The sequence below is a fragment of the Rummeliibacillus suwonensis genome (assembly GCF_007896435.1).
GTDB lineage: Bacteria > Bacillota > Bacilli > Bacillales_A > Planococcaceae > Rummeliibacillus > Rummeliibacillus suwonensis.
Map to the genome: position 1 here is coordinate 784,674 of NZ_VCBL01000001.1, position 16,940 is coordinate 801,613.

13 protein-coding genes and 1 other annotated feature are annotated in these 16,940 nt (G+C 37.9%); of the genes, 10 read left to right on the forward strand and 3 right to left on the reverse strand.

What is annotated here, in order from left to right; translation table 11 throughout:
• Positions 1 to 9 precede the first annotated feature (9 nt).
• Positions 10 to 642, forward strand: coding sequence for a hypothetical protein (locus FEU33_RS03625; RefSeq protein ID WP_146548059.1), 633 nt, complete (start codon positions 10 to 12; stop codon positions 640 to 642).
• A gap of 103 nt (positions 643 to 745) precedes the next feature.
• On the opposite strand, the gene FEU33_RS03630 is transcribed toward FEU33_RS03625, so the two are convergent.
• Both FEU33_RS03630 and sspI read right to left on the reverse strand, forming a co-directional pair.
• Positions 746 to 2,134 carry an FAD-binding oxidoreductase gene (locus FEU33_RS03630; RefSeq protein WP_146548060.1) on the reverse strand — a complete coding sequence of 463 codons (1,389 nt, stop codon included), beginning with the start codon at positions 2,132 to 2,134 and terminating at the stop codon, positions 746 to 748.
• Between the two features lie 556 nt (positions 2,135 to 2,690).
• Positions 2,691 to 2,897: a small acid-soluble spore protein SspI gene (gene sspI, locus FEU33_RS03635; RefSeq protein ID WP_146548061.1), complete on the reverse strand. Its 207-nt coding sequence runs from the start codon at positions 2,895 to 2,897 to the stop codon at positions 2,691 to 2,693.
• A gap of 103 nt (positions 2,898 to 3,000) precedes the next feature.
• Here sspI and FEU33_RS03640 point away from each other — a divergent pair, with 103 nt between their 5' ends.
• The 5 genes from FEU33_RS03640 (at position 3,001) to FEU33_RS03660 (ending at position 10,647) form a co-directional block, all read left to right on the forward strand.
• Positions 3,001 to 3,981, forward strand: a complete 981-nt coding sequence (locus tag FEU33_RS03640) for a zinc-binding dehydrogenase (protein ID WP_146548062.1) — start codon at positions 3,001 to 3,003, stop codon at positions 3,979 to 3,981.
• 16 nt (positions 3,982 to 3,997) lie between these two features.
• Complete coding sequence (locus tag FEU33_RS03645; RefSeq protein WP_146548063.1) at positions 3,998 to 4,759, forward strand: TrmH family RNA methyltransferase; 762 nt, start codon at positions 3,998 to 4,000, stop codon at positions 4,757 to 4,759.
• Positions 4,760 to 4,830: 71 nt separating this feature from the next.
• Positions 4,831 to 5,065, forward strand: a binding site (T-box leader).
• Between the two features lie 46 nt (positions 5,066 to 5,111).
• Positions 5,112 to 6,149, forward strand: a complete 1,038-nt coding sequence (gene pheS / locus FEU33_RS03650; RefSeq protein ID WP_146549893.1) for a phenylalanine--tRNA ligase subunit alpha — start codon at positions 5,112 to 5,114, stop codon at positions 6,147 to 6,149.
• A 12-nt stretch (positions 6,150 to 6,161) separates the two neighbouring features.
• Positions 6,162 to 8,567, forward strand: coding sequence for a phenylalanine--tRNA ligase subunit beta (pheT, locus tag FEU33_RS03655; RefSeq protein WP_146548064.1), 2,406 nt, complete (start codon positions 6,162 to 6,164; stop codon positions 8,565 to 8,567).
• Positions 8,568 to 8,856: 289 nt separating this feature from the next.
• Positions 8,857 to 10,647 (forward strand): oligopeptide ABC transporter substrate-binding protein, encoded by a 1,791-nt coding sequence (locus FEU33_RS03660; protein WP_146548065.1) that lies wholly within the window; start codon positions 8,857 to 8,859, stop codon positions 10,645 to 10,647.
• A gap of 271 nt (positions 10,648 to 10,918) precedes the next feature.
• Here the strand turns inward: FEU33_RS03660 and rnhC are convergent, their stop codons facing one another.
• Positions 10,919 to 11,854, reverse strand: a complete 936-nt coding sequence (rnhC, locus tag FEU33_RS03665; protein ID WP_146548066.1) for a ribonuclease HIII — start codon at positions 11,852 to 11,854, stop codon at positions 10,919 to 10,921.
• A gap of 87 nt (positions 11,855 to 11,941) precedes the next feature.
• On the opposite strand from rnhC, the gene zapA reads away from it, so the two are divergent.
• The 4 genes from zapA to FEU33_RS03685 all read left to right on the forward strand — a co-directional run bounded on the left by zapA (position 11,942) and on the right by FEU33_RS03685 (position 16,922).
• Positions 11,942 to 12,214, forward strand: a complete 273-nt coding sequence (zapA, locus tag FEU33_RS03670) for a cell division protein ZapA (RefSeq protein WP_146548067.1) — start codon at positions 11,942 to 11,944, stop codon at positions 12,212 to 12,214.
• Positions 12,207 to 12,746 carry a CvpA family protein gene (locus FEU33_RS03675; protein WP_146548068.1) on the forward strand — a complete coding sequence of 180 codons (540 nt, stop codon included), beginning with the start codon at positions 12,207 to 12,209 and terminating at the stop codon, positions 12,744 to 12,746. The genes zapA and FEU33_RS03675 overlap by 8 nt, the downstream gene beginning before the upstream one ends.
• 93 nt (positions 12,747 to 12,839) lie before the next feature.
• A complete protein-coding gene (gene polX, locus FEU33_RS03680) occupies positions 12,840 to 14,543 on the forward strand; it encodes a DNA polymerase/3'-5' exonuclease PolX (protein ID WP_186731302.1) in 1,704 nt (567 codons plus the stop codon).
• 12 nt (positions 14,544 to 14,555) lie between these two features.
• Positions 14,556 to 16,922 (forward strand): endonuclease MutS2, encoded by a 2,367-nt coding sequence (locus FEU33_RS03685; RefSeq protein WP_146548070.1) that lies wholly within the window; start codon positions 14,556 to 14,558, stop codon positions 16,920 to 16,922.
• Positions 16,923 to 16,940 lie beyond the last annotated feature (18 nt).

Genomic DNA, 16,940 nt, shown 5'->3' on the forward strand with positions numbered 1-16,940 from the left:
GTGTATTCCATGAAAGTTCATCTTAATAATCCTATTACAAATATAGTAACAACCTCCTCACTTCGAAAAAATGAAACCACATTCGACATCAATAAAGTATTGGAAGATGATTCGAAGAAAGCTGAAATTGAACTTTCGAGGAGAAAACATGCAGAATTTATTCAATCGACAATGGCTATTTTAAATGAGAACTCTCCGAGTGAATTAGTGGATTCAAAAACGAATACCATTCATATTGAAAAAGGCGTTTATTATTCTCTTGGAACAGTCAATGGTAAACCGTTAAATGCAACGCCTTTGACGAGTGGAGGTGTGAACTCTAACTTTTCGCCTAAATTATATGTGAAGCCTGGTAGTGCAGGAATGCCTGTAACATCAGAACAACTATATTCTTCGAAAGTATTTCAATCCTATACGGAAGAAGAGCACAAAGAGGCAAATCAGATCATTGGCGTTTTTTTAGCATTAGAATTGGTCGGGAACGGCACCTTATCGGTCAACAGTTTTAACGAAAAGGATGCTACCTATTTCCCACAATTTGCAGAAGGTATCGGACTAGATTTGGATAAGCCTTTCTCCATTAACGGGAAAGTGTTTGAATTTAAAGATGGTAAACTTAACCGATTGAAGATAGAAGAATGATACTTATAGAGTCAAAACACATATATGATCATCTTAAAAGCATTGATTCTTAAAATAGAAAACCTTCCTACAATCACTGCTTGTAGGAAGGCTTTTTCATATGTCATAACGATTCTTGAATATCCACTAATTTTCCGGGATTTAAAATATCTTTTGGATCTATCGCTTTTTTGATCGTTTTCATAACATTCAATGCTTCTCCGTGCTCTAGGACTTGATATTTTTGCTTTCCGAAGCCAACGCCATGTTCACCTGTGCATGTACCATTGCGTTCGATGGCAAAGCGTACTAATTTTTCATTGTATGCTTCGGCTCTTGCTAATTCTTCTTTGTTACTCATATCAATCATCAATAATACGTGGAAGTTGCCATCACCGACATGACCTAAAATACCACCAGGAATATTCACTTTTTCTAGTTCAGCACGGGCAAATAATACGGCATCTGCTAAGTCTGTAATAGAAACGCAAACATCCGTTGTCATCAGTTTTTTCCCTTTGAAGCCATGGATATAGGCATAAGCTAAATTGTGGCGAGCCTCCCATAGTTTATGACGAGCAGCGGTGTCTGTTTCAAATTGAATTGATAAACAGCCACTATCATTCATAATTTCTTTTGTAAATTCTACGTCTTGTGCAAGCCCTGCTTCATTACCATGAAATTCTAAAAATAAGGTTGGTTTCACTGGAAAATTTGTTTCACTATATTGATTGACTTGTTCGATAGATTGTTCATCTACTAACTCAACACGTGCAATTGGAACACCCGCTTGTAGAATTCCTGTCACAGCTTCAACGGCAGATTGAACATCAGGGAATACAGCAATAGCCGCTGTTTCAAATTCGGGAATACCATAAACTTGTAAGGTCAACTCTGTAAAGCAGCCGAGTGTACCTTCAGAGCCAACGAACAAGCCGTTGAGATGATAGCCAGAAGAAGATTTCGCGGCTAAATTTCCTGTATGGATGACTCGTCCATCTGCAAGCACGACCTCTAAATCACGCACTTGGTCACGCATAACACCATAGCGAACAGCCGTTGTACCACTAGCGTTTGTAGCAGCCATACCACCAAGTGAAGCATCTGCTCCGGGGTCTACGGAGAAGAAAAGACCATATTTTTTAAGTTCTTTATTCAATTCCGTTCTTGTGACACCAGGTTGAACACGCACAAGCAAATCTCCGGGGCGAATTTCTAAAATCTTATTCATCCATGAAAAATCAATCGTGATACTTTGTCTGATCGGGATCACATGACCTTCAAGACTAGATCCTCTTCCAAATGGAATAACGGCAATTCCAAAATCATTGGCAATTTTTAAGATATCACTGACTTCTTTTGTAGAGGAAGGAAAAACAACAACATCCGGCAATCGCCCTTCATGATAGGATTCATCTTTACTATGTAATTCTCGTATGGTTTCATTTACTGTTACTTGCTCATCACTTAAAATATCTTTTAATGCAGAAACAATGGTGTCAGTTATAGTCATATGCTCGTTCTCCTCTTCTCAAAAAATCTGTATTTTCTAATAATTATAAATCAAATGAGGAGAAAATTAAATATCGATAGCGGTTTGCTATTTTTTAAGAACCCGATTCTTTTAGATAAAGACAGATGGCTGGATAAGGAGAAACTTAGAAAATGTATTGGATATAGGCCTAAAAAGGCATTCCATCCTTGGAAAATGGCTATCCACGGGAAATGTAGTTTTATCCATGGGAAATAGGCATCCATCCACGGAGTAGACTATCCTATCCACGGAACGAGCCTCCCAATCCACGGAAAAACCAATTGTATCCACGAAGGAGAAAACTTAAGTCCTACGTTGTGCTAGATTTAGCGAAAAACTTTATCCTTAAAAGTTCAGTAGGAGATGGAGAAACTCCCACTGATGGAAGCTTTACTTTATTGTCCGGATTCTTCGTTGATTGTGACAACTTTTACCTAGTCTTTAAAGTGTTTCTAGAGACTAGTCAACCTTCCTTCCTCTCTACTATAAAAAAAGTAGCACAAACCATGGTTTTGGCTTGTACTACTTACTAATGTTAAGCTAAAGCTTTTGATAACTCACTTAAAAAATGTTCCTGTTCGTTTTTTTCTGCTTGTTGCCACCATGTTTCAAAGAATACGCCTAATCCTGGAAGTAGATGTTCTTCACCACGTTTAATGGCATCTTCCACGATATCCTTTAATTGTTCCGGACTATTCCCAGAGACATTCTGTTTAATAGCATCACGAATTTGAAAATTCACTTGGCATCCCTCCTAAAGATATTTTTGCCTATAACTCGATTGTTATACATACATTTGGTACACTTATTGTAGAAAAGTTTTACATATAAGGGGGAAAGATTTGATGAAAGCAGTTGTATTTGAAAAGGGACAATTACTTGTAAAAGATATGCCAGCACCAGCTCCAAAATCAGGTGAAGTGTTAGTAGCTATTAAGGCTGCCGGTTTGAACCGACGTGATTTATATACAGCAGGTCGATTAGGGAATGATCGCGAGGCATTGATTCTTGGGTCCGATGCAGTAGGAGTCGTAGAGGAAGTAGGGAATGGTGTAACGAATTGGAAAGTGGGCGACGAGGTTATTATCAATCCATCATTACGTTGGTATGAAACTTCTGATTTTCCACCCGAGGATTTTGAGATATTAAGTTTACCTGATAATGGGACTTTTGCCGAGAAGATTGCTATTTCTGCTGAACAACTAGAGCCAAAACCCGCTTATTTATCTCTTGAAGAAGCTTCAGTCATTGGTATTTCACCATTAACAGGCTATCGAGCATTGTTTACGAAAGGACAAATACAAGCAGGACAAACCGTATTTATTCCTGGAGCTGGCAGCGGAGTAGCAACATTTTTAATTCAAATAGCCAAAAATATTGGGGCTAGAGTCATCGTTACTTCGCGTTCAGAAGAAAAGCGCCAAGCTGCATTAAAAATTGGTGCAGATCTTGCAATCGATACAAATAGCGATTGGTCAAAGGAACTGGAAGAAGAAACGATCGATTTAGTGATTGACAGTGTTGGACGTGCGACTTTCAATCGTTCTCTAGCGGTTTTAAAAAAAGGTGGTAAAATAGTAGTGTTTGGCGCAACGACTGAAGATACTGTCGAGCTCAATTTGCGACAATTCTTTTACGCACAATATACGTTATTGGGGACAACGATGGGAAGTCGTGAAGAATTTAGAGCATGTATTGAACATTTAGAAAAATTCAATACGCATCCCATTATAGATCGTGTCTTTCCAATAGAGGAAGCACAAAAAGCACTTGATTATTTAAAAGAAAATCACCAGTTCGGTAAAATTGTCTTGGCGATTTCATAAAGGCGGTAAAGAATAGATGAAAAGAATTGAATCTTCACAAAATGCCCTTGTAAAGCATTGGAAAAAATTAGCGACAACACGAAAAGAACGTGATCGCTCAGGAGAATTTCTCGTAGAAGGTTTTCATTTAGTAGAAGAAGCGATCAACAGCAAAAGTGAAATTCTCCATTTGATTGTAAGGGAAGATGTAGCTATTCCAGTAAGTTGGAATATCGATCATATTTTTGTGGTGGAAGTCACTGTTCAAGTAGCGAAAGAGTTTGCAGAAACAGAAAACTCACAAGGGATTTTTGCTCAAGTAAAACAACCTGCGATCTCAGAGAAAGAACAAAAGAAATGGACAAAACTATTGCTAGTTGACGCTGTTCAAGATCCTGGAAATATAGGTACGATGATCCGGACTGCGGATGCTGCAGGGATCGACGCAGTTATTTTAGGAAAAGGAAGCGCTGATCCCTTTAATCCTAAGACAGTACGTTCAACACAAGGTTCCATTTTCCACATACCTGTTGTGCGAGGCGAGTTAAGTGAATGGATCGATTCATTAAAAGAAAAGAAAATACCTGTTTACGGAACAGCCTTAGAAAATGCAGTGCTCTACAATCAAGTAGAAAGAAAAGAGGAATTTGCACTTATTATGGGCAATGAAGGTAGTGGTATTCATCCTGATTTTTTAGAAAAGACAGATTTGAATGTCACAATTCCTATAATGGGTAGAGCAGAATCTTTAAATGTAGCAGTTGCAACAGGGATTGTGCTTTATTATTTTGCAACATGATTCTAAACTTGAAGTAAAGTGCTGAATTGCGTATAATGGTTGAGTATGATAAATATTGAAATGAACAATAATGAAATGCAATGAGCGGGAAGAGTACATTCATTTGACCCTTTTAGGGAGTGCACGTCATAGACTGAAAGCGTGTATAAGGTGTTGATAGATGGAAGTTCACCCCGTTAGCAGCCACCGGGACCAGTGTTATTACTGTAAAGGTAGGCCGGTGAAACGCCGTTAAGCGAATGAAGTGATTGCATTTTTGATTGGCAATAACTAGGGTGGTAACGCGAATATAACCTCGTCCCTTTTTGGGATGAGGTTTTTTTATTTTGGAAGGAGGAATTTATAAATGGCAATGATCGAGCAACTAACTCAACTAAAAAAAGAAGTTGTAGCAAAAGTCACAGCGGCAGAAAATGTAAAACAATTGAATGAAGTCCGCGTTGCATATTTAGGTAAAAAAGGTCCGATTACGGATTTATTAAAAGGGATGGGGAAACTTCCAGCAGAAGAACGCCCTAAAATGGGTGCGTTAGTCAATGAAGTACGTGCAGAAGTTCAACAGATCCATGATGTCCGTAAAGCAGAACTCGAAGAGAAAGCAATCCAAGAACAATTAGAAAAAGAAGCGATCGATGTAACACTACCAGGTCGTTCAGTGAATGTAGGCAATGCCCATCCATTGACTCGAGTTATCGAAGAAATCGAAGACTTATTTATTTCCATGGGCTATGAAGTGGCAGAAGGTCCTGAAGTTGAAAAAGATTACTACAACTTTGAAGCATTGAATTTGCCGAAGGGTCACCCTGCACGTGATATGCAAGACACTTTTTATATCTCAGAAGAAATTTTGATGCGTACACACACATCCCCTGTTCAAGCACGGACGATGGAGAAAAAACAAGGTGCATCATTTAAAATTATCTGCCCAGGAAAAGTATTCCGTCGTGATAATGATGATGCGACGCACTCTCACCAATTTACGCAAATTGAAGGATTAGTGGTCGGCGAAAATATTCGTATGAGTGATTTAAAGGGTACATTGGATATCTTCGCAAAGAAAATGTTCGGTGAAGACCGTGAAATCCGTCTCCGTCCAAGCTTCTTCCCATTCACAGAACCTTCTGTTGAAATGGATATTTCTTGTTTTAAATGTGGTGGTGAAGGCTGTAACGTATGTAAACATACAGGTTGGATTGAAATTCTTGGTGCCGGCATGGTTCATCCCAATGTCCTTTCAATGGCTGGCTATGATCCTAAAAAAGTATCTGGCTTCGCATTTGGTATGGGACCAGAACGTATCGCCATGTTGAAATATGGGGTGGATGATATTCGTCATTTCTATACAAATGATGTACGATTCCTATCACAATTTCATCGCATAGAAGAGTAAGGAGGGGTAGACATGTTAGTTTCTTTAAAATGGTTATCACAATATGTTGATTTACAAGGTTTAGAACCTGAAGTTTTAGCAGAAAAAATCACCCGTTCAGGAATTGAGGTAGAAGGGGTTCATCACCTATCACAAGGTTTAAAAAAGTTAATGGTCGGTCAAATTAAAGAAATAAAAAAACACCCTGATTCAGATCATTTAAATATTTGTCAAGTTGACTTTGGTGAAGAAGAGCTTTCACAGATTGTTTGTGGCGCTCCAAATGTTGCAGAAGGTCAAAAAATCGTGGCTGTTCGTCCAAACGGTTACGTTAGCGGTAAAAAAATCAAAAAAGGGAAACTTCGTGGTGAAGTATCCAACGGTATGATCTGTTCCCTACAAGAATTAGGAATTGAAGGAAAAGTTGTACCGAAAAAATATGCAGATGGTATTTATGTATTACCTGATGATACACCAATCGGTATGGATGCTATTGAGGCATTAGGTTTAGACGATGTTGTTCTTGAATTGGGATTGACACCGAACCGTTCAGATGCCATGAGTATGTTAGGTGTTGCCTATGAAGTAGCAGCAATTCTTTCTGAAGATGTCAAGCTTCCAGAAACGAGTCATAAGGCAGCTACTGAAAAAGCAGAAGATGTTTTGAAAGTTCGTGTAGAGGCACCAACGATAAACCCAATGTACACAGCAAAAGTTGTGAAAAATGTGAAAATCGCTGAATCTCCATTATGGTTGCAACAACGATTGATGGCTGCTGGCGTTCGCCCATTAAATAATGTTGTGGATATTACAAACTATATTTTGATGGAATATGGACAACCACTTCATGCATTTGATTATGATGCGCTTGGTACCGGTGAAATCGTCGTTCGATTGGCAAAAGAAGGCGAGCCAATGACAACATTAGATGGTCAGGATCGCGTATTAAATGCAAAGAATCTTGTGATTACTAATGGAAAAGAACCAGTTGCTGTAGCTGGTGTCATGGGTGGATTGGATTCAGAAGTAACTGAAAAAACAACCACTGTTGTGATTGAATCAGCATACTTTGATGGTCTATCTGTTCGTTATACAGCGAAAGACCTTGGTTTGCGTAGTGAAGCAAGTGCTCGCTATGAGAAAGGAATTGATCCAAACCGTATAATCCCTGCAGCAGAGCGCGCTGCACAATTATTAACTGAACTGGCAGGTGGGGAAGTATTATCTGGGTCTGTTGTTTTCGATGAATTAGATAAAACACCTTCAAAAGTCATCGTTTCACCAGATTTTGTGAATGCACGTCTTGGTATGAAAATTTCTCTTAATGAAATGGTTTCTATTTTGAATCGCTTGAAATTTGATGTAGAAACAGCTAACGGTCGACTTTATATCGATGCGCCAACTCGCCGCCAAGATATCAAGATTGAAGAAGATATTGTGGAAGAAATTGCTCGTTTGTATGGTTATGATGAAATTCCAGCCACAGTACCTGTCAGTGAGGCAAAAGCAGGTGGTTTAAATTCATATCAAGCAAAACGCCGTATTGTCCGTCATCAATTGCAAGGATCGGGCTTGTATCAAGCATTGACTTACTCACTTACATCTGATGAACTTTCACAAAAATACGCATTAGAAACTGCACCAACAACACGTCTTTTAATGCCAATGAGTGAGGAACGCAGCACTTTGCGTCAAAGTATTCTTCCGCATCTTATTGAAAGTGTCACTTATAATGTTTCTCGTCAGCAAGATTCCGTAGCTCTTTATGAAATAGGTTCCGTATTTTTAGGTAAAACAGAAGAAGGTCTTCCAAAAGAAGAAGAACATCTTGCAGCTGTTATGACTGGGGATTGGTTGAATAATGCTTGGCAAGGTGAACAGAAGAAAGTCGATTTCTTTGTATTAAAAGGAATTTTAGAAGCTTTATTTGCTAAACTTGATTTAACAGATCGTGTTAAGTATGAAACGGCTGTAGTCGATGGTTTACATCCAGGACGTACAGCAAACATAATCTTAGATGGTACACGTATCGGTTTCCTAGGCCAATTACATCCAGCACAACAAAAAGCAAATGGTATCAAAGAAACATATGTGATGGAATTAAATCTAGAAGCTGTTCTTGCAGCTCCTATCGATCCACTAGTATATGTTCCTGTTCCACGTTTCCCATCTGTTTCACGTGATATTGCGCTAATCGTTGATCGTACTACAAAAGCAGCTGATATAGAAGCAATTATCCATAAAGCAGGCGGTAAATTATTAAAAGATGTTCATGTATTCGACCTTTACGAAGGCGAAAAAATGGAAAAAGGAAAGAAATCAGTAGCATTTACACTGACTTACTTTACACCAGAACGTACGCTTACTGATGACGAAGTAGTAGCTGCTCATGATAAGGTAGTAGCAGCATTAACGGAGTCAGGCGCAGAGCTGCGATAAATTGAAACTTCCATCAGTGGGAGGCTTACTGCCCGTTAAAGCGGGATAAAAAAGCGATGCATTAAAGAGATGAAACAAAAAATCAAGGCAGAGATGATTTTTTGGATTCATCTCTTTTTTCTTTTCTATTGATATTAATATTTATACGAATAGTAAGCATAGAATATATTGGTCAAGTTTATATATTTCTTACAAGCATGAACCGATTTAAAAATCTATGGATATATAATCTAGCATTATGAAATTGCTTCATAGGTATAAAAATTAATTTCATAAAAGGAGAGAAGGAATGAGGAAAAAAGTCTGCTTTTTAGGGTTGCTTATGTGCGTAGGGTTCTTTGCATTAGTGGCTTGTGATGGAACAGATTTAAATACGAAGGTGGAAAAGAAGGTAAGTAAAAAAGAAACAGGTTTATGGTCGATTGAAACAAAAAATGATGGACAAGCGATTCAAGGAGGAACTTTAAAAGTAGGGCTAGTCACCGATTCCCCATTTCAAGGAGTTTTCAGCTCTGAACTTTATGAGGATCGTTATGATGCCGAAATCTTACAATATGCTTCTAATTCAATTTTTGAATTAAAAGAGGATTTTCTCATTGGAAATGAGGGTTTAGCCAAATTAGACGTGGATGTGCCGGCAAAAAAAGCAACCATTACAATTAGAAAAGATGTCAAGTGGTCTGATGGTCACCCATTCACCATTGACGATGTGATTTATCCATATTATATAATCGCAGATAAAGATTACACAGGTATTCGTTATGATACGGATTTTCAGAATATCGTTGGTGTCGTTGAATATCATAAAGAAAAAGCCAAAAAAATTACAGGCATTAAAAAAATAGATGCCTACACAATGGAAATCTCGTTCAAAAAGATATCACCGTCTATTTATTCTATTGGAAATGGACTTTGGGGTTATGCAGCGCCAAAGCATCAGCTAAAAAATATAAAGATAAAAAATTTAGGAAAATCTAATACAGTACGTCAAAAGCCAGTCACGCTTGGTGCATTCGTAATTGATAAAGTGGTCAAAGGAAAATCTGTTCAATTGGTGGCAAATAAAAATTATTATAAGGGAAGACCTAAGCTAGATAAAGTTGTGATAGAAGCTGTTCCATCTGCTTCAGCAGCTGTTGCTATTAAAAATGGCAAATATGATATGATATCTGGCTACAAACCAAATGATTATCAAGCCATCAAGAATTTCGATAATGTTGATATCTTGGGACGCGATGAATTGGCTTATACTTATCTAGGCTTTAAATTAGGAAAATATGATACCAAAAAAGGGATCAATAGGACAAATCCGAAAGCTAAAATGGGGAATATAAATTTACGAAAAGCGATTGTTTATGCGATGAATGTTGAACAAGTCACAAAAACATATTATGATCATCTTCGCACTCGTGCGAATGCATTATTACCACCTTCATTTAAAACGTTTTATGATGGCTCTTTAAATGGATATCAATATGATCCAGAAAAAGCAAAACAATTGCTCGATGAGGCTGGCTATAAAGATATAAACCATGATGGCTATCGTGAAGATCCAAAAGGGAAAGCTTTCAAAATCCGATTTGCAACAATGGCTGGTTCTGATGATGAGGAAAAGATAGATGAATTCTATATTCAAAATTGGAAAGCTGTAGGATTGAAAGTTGAGTATACAACAGGTCACCCGATCGAATTTAATAATTTCTACAATAAAGTACAGGCTGATGATAAGAATATGGATATGTTCATAGCGGCTTGGAAGATAGGTTCGAATCCATCACCAGTAGGACTATATTCCAAAAATGCAGCTTTCAATTTTAGTCGCTTTGCTTCTAGTAATCTAACAAAGCTGTTAAAAGATATAGATTCTGTCGCTGCAATGGATCGATCTTACCGCAGCAACGCATTTGCAAAATGGCAAGAGTATATGAGTGAGCAGGCAACAACTGTTCCAATCTATTTCCATACAGAAATTATTCCCGTAAATAAACGTGTAAAAATTTTCAATATTGATCATATTCATGGAACAGAATTACAAGATATCGAATTGATCGCTGATGAACCGATCCAGTCTAGTCAATAATTTGATCATATGAAACATAGAAAAGTGCCAATAAGGTGTAAAATCCCTTATTGACACTTTTTTGCAAATATCATAACACATGGCGCAAGAAACGAGCAAACTGTAGCGGATATCAGTAGATCCATTTATTTGGGATAAGATTGTACCATATAACATATCTAGTTTTGCATCAAGAACAGATTTTGCTGTTGCTACATACTTATAGCTGAAAAAATATAGAATGGTTACAACTTTGCAATAATTGTTCAGCTATACTGAAGAAGGTGATCATTTAAAAATTACGTTTTTTTGAAGCAATATGAGAAGCTTTTCGGGTATTCGCAAAATGCCACTTCGTTACGCTGTAAAGAGCTTCTTCACCCTGTGCTAGTAAGATTTGTGCTGCTATTTCATCTACTTGATGACTTGCCCCTTTTGGTAATGTGATACCGATTTGACGGCTTAATTTATCCATTTCCTGTAAAAATGCACAGCGAGCTAAAATAGATGCGGCTGCTACAGCAACATGAATTTGTTCGGCTTTTGTTGCAAATAATACATTTTCTGTTACGATTTCTTTTTCATTTTTAATATAATTGTAGTAGATTTTTCTTTCTGCGAATTGATCGATCAGTACATATTCTGGTTTTTCGGGTGCAATTTTTTTAAGAAGATGGCATAGTGCTTGGTTGTGGAGCAATGCTTTCATTTTTCCTTGTGAAGTACCTGCTTTTTGAACGGTATTGTATTTTTCGTTATGGAGTGTCAATACGCAATGCGGCAATGTCGCTTTTAAGTCAGGTGCGATTTGGAGCATATAGTCATCTTTGAGCATTTTAGAATCTTTAACTCCTAGTTCTTTGACCAGTTCGATCTTGTCTTGTGGTACATAAACGGCTGCCACCGTGATGGGACCAAAATAATCGCCCGTTCCAGTTTCATCGGATCCCATAACGGCCAAAGAAGATAGATTTTTAGGCAACGCATCCCCTTTTGATAACGTCATAGTAGGTGTATCTTCCGTTGATGCTTCCCAATGCTTTGCTTCACGCTCGCAACCACCACCTTGAAACATTACTTTTCCAGAGGAATAGATGGTAATCGCACAGTCTGGAAGCTTTGCAGCAAAGATAACACCAGGGGCTTTACGTTCGATCGTATTTTGAGAATAATAGTTCATTATTTCTTTTTGTGTTGTTGAAGTTAGCTTCATAACAATATTAGACATATTTAATATTCCTTTCTTCTCAAATCATTCACAACTTAGATACTTCATGATATCATAAGAAATAGGACTTTGAAGGAGGTTACGGCTTTGTCAGAGCAACAAAAAAATCGAGTTTCAGTTGAAATCTATGGTCAAACATATAATATAGTTGGAACAGAATCGCCTGGACATTTACGATTTGTAGCGGCAAGTGTTGACGACCAAATGCGAATGATTAAGCGCGCAAATCCAAGCCTCGACAGTGCCAAATTAGCCGTCCTTACTGCCTGTAACGCAGTAAACGATTACTTAAAATTAAACAAACAGGTAGAAATACTAGAATCACAATTGAAAAAATTAAAGGATGAAGTGAATGATTGATTTAGTCATAATTATATTATTAGTTGCTGGATTAGTAAGTGGTGCTAGAAGAGGGTTGATCGTGCAACTAATCCAGATGGCTGGTTTTTTAATATCTATTATAGTAGCTTATCTCTATTATAAGCCTTTAGCGGAAAAATTAGTATTGTGGATTCCATATCCTTCCGTTGATGAAAATACTACATTAAAATTTGCCGTTGAGCAATTAGATTTAAGCCAAACTTTTTATCAGTTACTAGCATTTGCGTTAATATTTTTTGTTGTAAAATTCGCAATACAAATTTTAGCATCGTTATTTGATTTTTTAAGATATATTCCGATTTTGGGTGGTTTAAATCGTCTATTAGGTGGAGTTTTAGGTGTAGTGGAAGCATACTTACTTATTTTTATTGTACTGTATGTATTAGCTTTACTGCCAATAGATGGCATCCAAAAATATATTGAAGGATCTTTCCTAACAACACTTATGCTTGAATACACACCGATTTTATCAAAAGTATTCCAACATTTATGGTTTGTGTATATGAAATAATGAGAGGCGTAGCTTAAAAAAACCAAAAGCACGAATGCTGTTTAACCAACATTCGTGCCTTTTTCATTTTATCTTTGTTCGAGGAGGAAAATGATGAATAAAAAAACAATCATCCACACATTAGAAAAAATTGCTCTCTATTTAGAACTTCAAGGGGCCAATCCTTTTAAAATAGCAGCATTCCGCAAAGCTGCCGCTGCATTAGAAGCAGATACTCGTAGTATCAATGAAATAGAAGATATTACAGCGATTAAAGGCATTGGGAAAGGAACAGCCGCAGTTATTCATGATTTGATCGAAAATGGACAATCTGAAGTACTGACACAATTGGAAAAAGAGGTTCCGAAAGGGTTGCCACCACTATTAAAACTGCCAGGGTTAGGTGGTAAGAAAATTGCAAAACTATATCAAGAGCTTGGTGTCGATTCGGCAGAAAGTTTGAAGCAAGCATGTGAGGAAGGAAAAGTATCTACTCTTTCTGGTTTTGGCAAAAAGACAGAAGAAAAGATATTAAAAGAACTTGAATCTTTTGGACAAAGAGCAGAATTTCATCCAATATGGTTGTTGGAAGAAATAGTAGGTGAAATTGAAAAAACACTACAGCAAATACCTGATATTGAACAGTTTTCAGTTGCTGGAAGTTTTAGACGTGTAAAGGAACAAAGTAAGGATGTTGACTTTATCATCGCGACTAACAAACCAGAAGCGGTAAAAGAAGCACTATTAACCAGATTGGCTATAAAAGAAATTATTGCAGCTGGAGATACAAAGATATCTGTAACTTTACATATAGAAGATGTGAATGTTGATTTTCGCTTGGTATCACAAGATGAATATGCAACTGCTCTTCATCATTTTACTGGATCAAAAGAGCATAATGTTCGTATGAGACAAATTGCAAAGGAACGTGGAGAAAAAATTAGTGAATATGGTGTTGAGCAGTCAGATGGCTCAGTTTTAACATTTCACACTGAAAAAGATTTTTTTCACCATTTTGATCTGCCTTTTATCCCACCGACAGTACGTGCAGGCACACATGAATTTGATCGTTTAGACGACATTCCAAAGCTTGTACAGCTTGGCGATATTCAAGCTGATTTGCATATGCATACGACTTGGTCTGATGGTGCCAATGCTATTCATGAGATGGGACAAGCGCTGATGGCAAAAGGGTATCAATATGCAGTTATCACGGATCACTCGCAATACCTAAAAGTAGCGAACGGTCTTACGCCAGAGCGCTTGATGAAACAGCGAGAAGAGATCTGGGCCTTCAATGCACAACATCCGAATTTCCGATTATTGGCTGGAACTGAAATGGATATATTACCAGATGGATCGCTCGATTTTGAGGATGATGTGATGGCAGAATTAGATTTCGTTATTGCATCCATTCATTCTAGTTTTTCACAACCGCAGGAAAAAATCATGGAGCGCTTGCATAATGCGATGAAAAATCCTCATGTTGATATGATTGCACATCCAACTGGGCGTGTGATCGGACAACGAGATGGTTATAATCCTGATATACCTCAACTTATTGCATGGGCGAAAGAATATGGTAAAATTTTAGAGTTAAATGCCAATCCATACCGACTTGATCTTTGCGTGGAACATTTAGAAATGGCTGTAGAAGCAGGTGTGCCTATTGCGATTGATACAGATGCACATGCGATTGAACAATTACGTTATATGGAGATAGGCACAAAGTATGCTCAGAAAGCATGGTTAAAAAAAGAAAATATAGTAAACACATGGTCATTCAATGATTTTGTGAATTTTTTAGAGAAGAAATAGGAGGTGTTTGAAGTGATTGCAGAACGCGCACTAAAAACACTAGAATTTGATAAAGTACGTGCTCAGGTTGCGAGTTATTGTACATGCTCGATTGGTACATCAGCCATTGAACAATTAGTACCTGAAACAGATTTAGAGCAAGTAAAAGTATTATTAGATGAAATGGATGAAGGTCTATCGATTCTACGCGTGAAAGGAACTGTGCCAATGGGAGGAATATTTGATATTCGTCCTCATGCAAAACGAGCACAAATTGGTGGGATGTTAAGCCCTCAAGAATTGATGGAAATCTCAAGTACTATTCGAGCAAGTCGCATTTTCCGCGAGTTTATCGAAGGTATTGAGGAGGAAGATGTGATTCAAATTCCATCTTTCATTCAAAAGAAAAATGATATTCCTGTTTTAACAGGTTTACAGCATGAGATCAATTCCTGTATCGATGACAATGCAGTAGTGATGGATTCCGCTAGTTCTGAATTGCGCTCTATTCGGCAACAACTTCGTGCTCAAGAGGGAAGAGTGCGTGAAAAATTAGCCAGTCTAACACGCGGTAGTAACGCATCCAAAATGCTTTCAGATTCCATTATTACGATTCGGAACGATCGCTTCGTTATTCCGGTCAAGCAAGAATATCGAGGACATTATGGTGGGATCGTGCATGATCAGTCCGCATCAGGTCAAACGCTTTATATTGAACCAGATGCAGTCGTTCAAGCGAATAATGAGATCCATCGTTTAAAAGCAAAAGAAAAAGTTGAAATCCAAAAAATATTGCTTCATCTTTCGTCATTAGTGCAAGAAGTTGCCCATTCATTATTTTTATTGGTTCAATTACTGGGTGAAATTGATGTTATTTTGGCAAAAGCAAAGTATGGTCAGGCTTATAAGTGCACAATGCCAATTATGAATGATGCTGGATATATCAAATTAGGAAAAGCACGCCACCCATTATTGCCAATCGATGAAGCAGTAGCTAATGATATCGAATTTGGTCGTGATATTACGGCGATCGTCATTACAGGTCCTAACACTGGTGGTAAAACTGTCACATTAAAGACAGTTGGTTTATGTACATTAATGGCGCAGGCCGGTATTCCAATACCTGCTTTAGACGGTTCGGAACTGTCCGTATTTACACAATTGTTTGCTGATATAGGTGATGAGCAGTCGATTGAACAAAGTTTGTCTACATTCTCCAGCCATATGGTCAATATCGTGGACATTTTACGAAAATTCGACGAGCGTTCACTTATCCTATTTGATGAATTAGGTGCAGGGACTGACCCACAAGAGGGGGCCGCTTTAGCCATTTCGATCTTGGATGAGGTTCATGGTAGAGGAGCTCGTGTTATGGCGACAACACACTATCCTGAGTTGAAGGCATATGGATATAACCGACAAGGTGTTGTCAATGCAAGTGTCGAATTTGATGTTGAAACACTCAGCCCAACGTATCGCTTACTAATAGGAGTACCTGGGCGCAGTAATGCCTTTGAAATTTCTACAAGACTTGGATTGCCAGAGCATATTATTAATAGTGCCAAATCCTTCACAGGTACAGATCGTCATGAAGTCGAATCGATGATTGCATCTCTTGAAGAAAGTCGTCGTCGTTCTGAGGCAGATGCAGAACGTTCGCACCAACTTTTAGAGAATGCAGAAAAATTACAAGAAGAGCTTGAAGGAAAACTAAAAGAGTATGAAGAGAACAAAGAAGAGCTTGTGAAAAAAGCAAAGGAAAAAGCTCGTAAAATAGTAGAAGACGCGAAGAAAGAGGCTGAAGAAGTCATCGATGAACTTCATAAAATGCGTTTGAATGCCAATAAAGTTGTGAAAGAGCATGAAATTATTGAAGCTCGTAAACGACTTGAAGAGGCCGCTCCTGAAGAAAATCGCATACTGAAAAAACAGCGTCAAGCAAACGCTCGAGCTGTCAATTTACAAAAGGGCGATGAAGTTAAAGTACTAAGCTATGGTCAAAAAGGGATATTGCTTGAAAAAGTTTCGGATAAAGAATGGATTGTTCAAATCGGTATTTTGAAGATGAAACTGGAAGAATCTGATTTGGAATATGTCAAACCTGAAAAAGCAAAAGATACCGTTTCTATTGCAACAGTTCGCAATCGCCAATCGAATGTAAAGCTTGAACTGGATTTACGTGGGGAACGTTATGAAGATGCCATGATCCGAACTGAAAAATATTTGGATGATGCATTATTATCTAATTATCATCGTGTAACCATTATCCATGGTAAGGGAACCGGCGCACTTCGACAAGGTATTCAATCACTACTGAAACGTCATAAAGGAGTCAAGTCATACCGCTATGGTGAAGCGGGAGAAGGCGGATATGGAGTAACGGTCGTGGATTTAAAATAGGAGAAAGCAAAGAGAGTG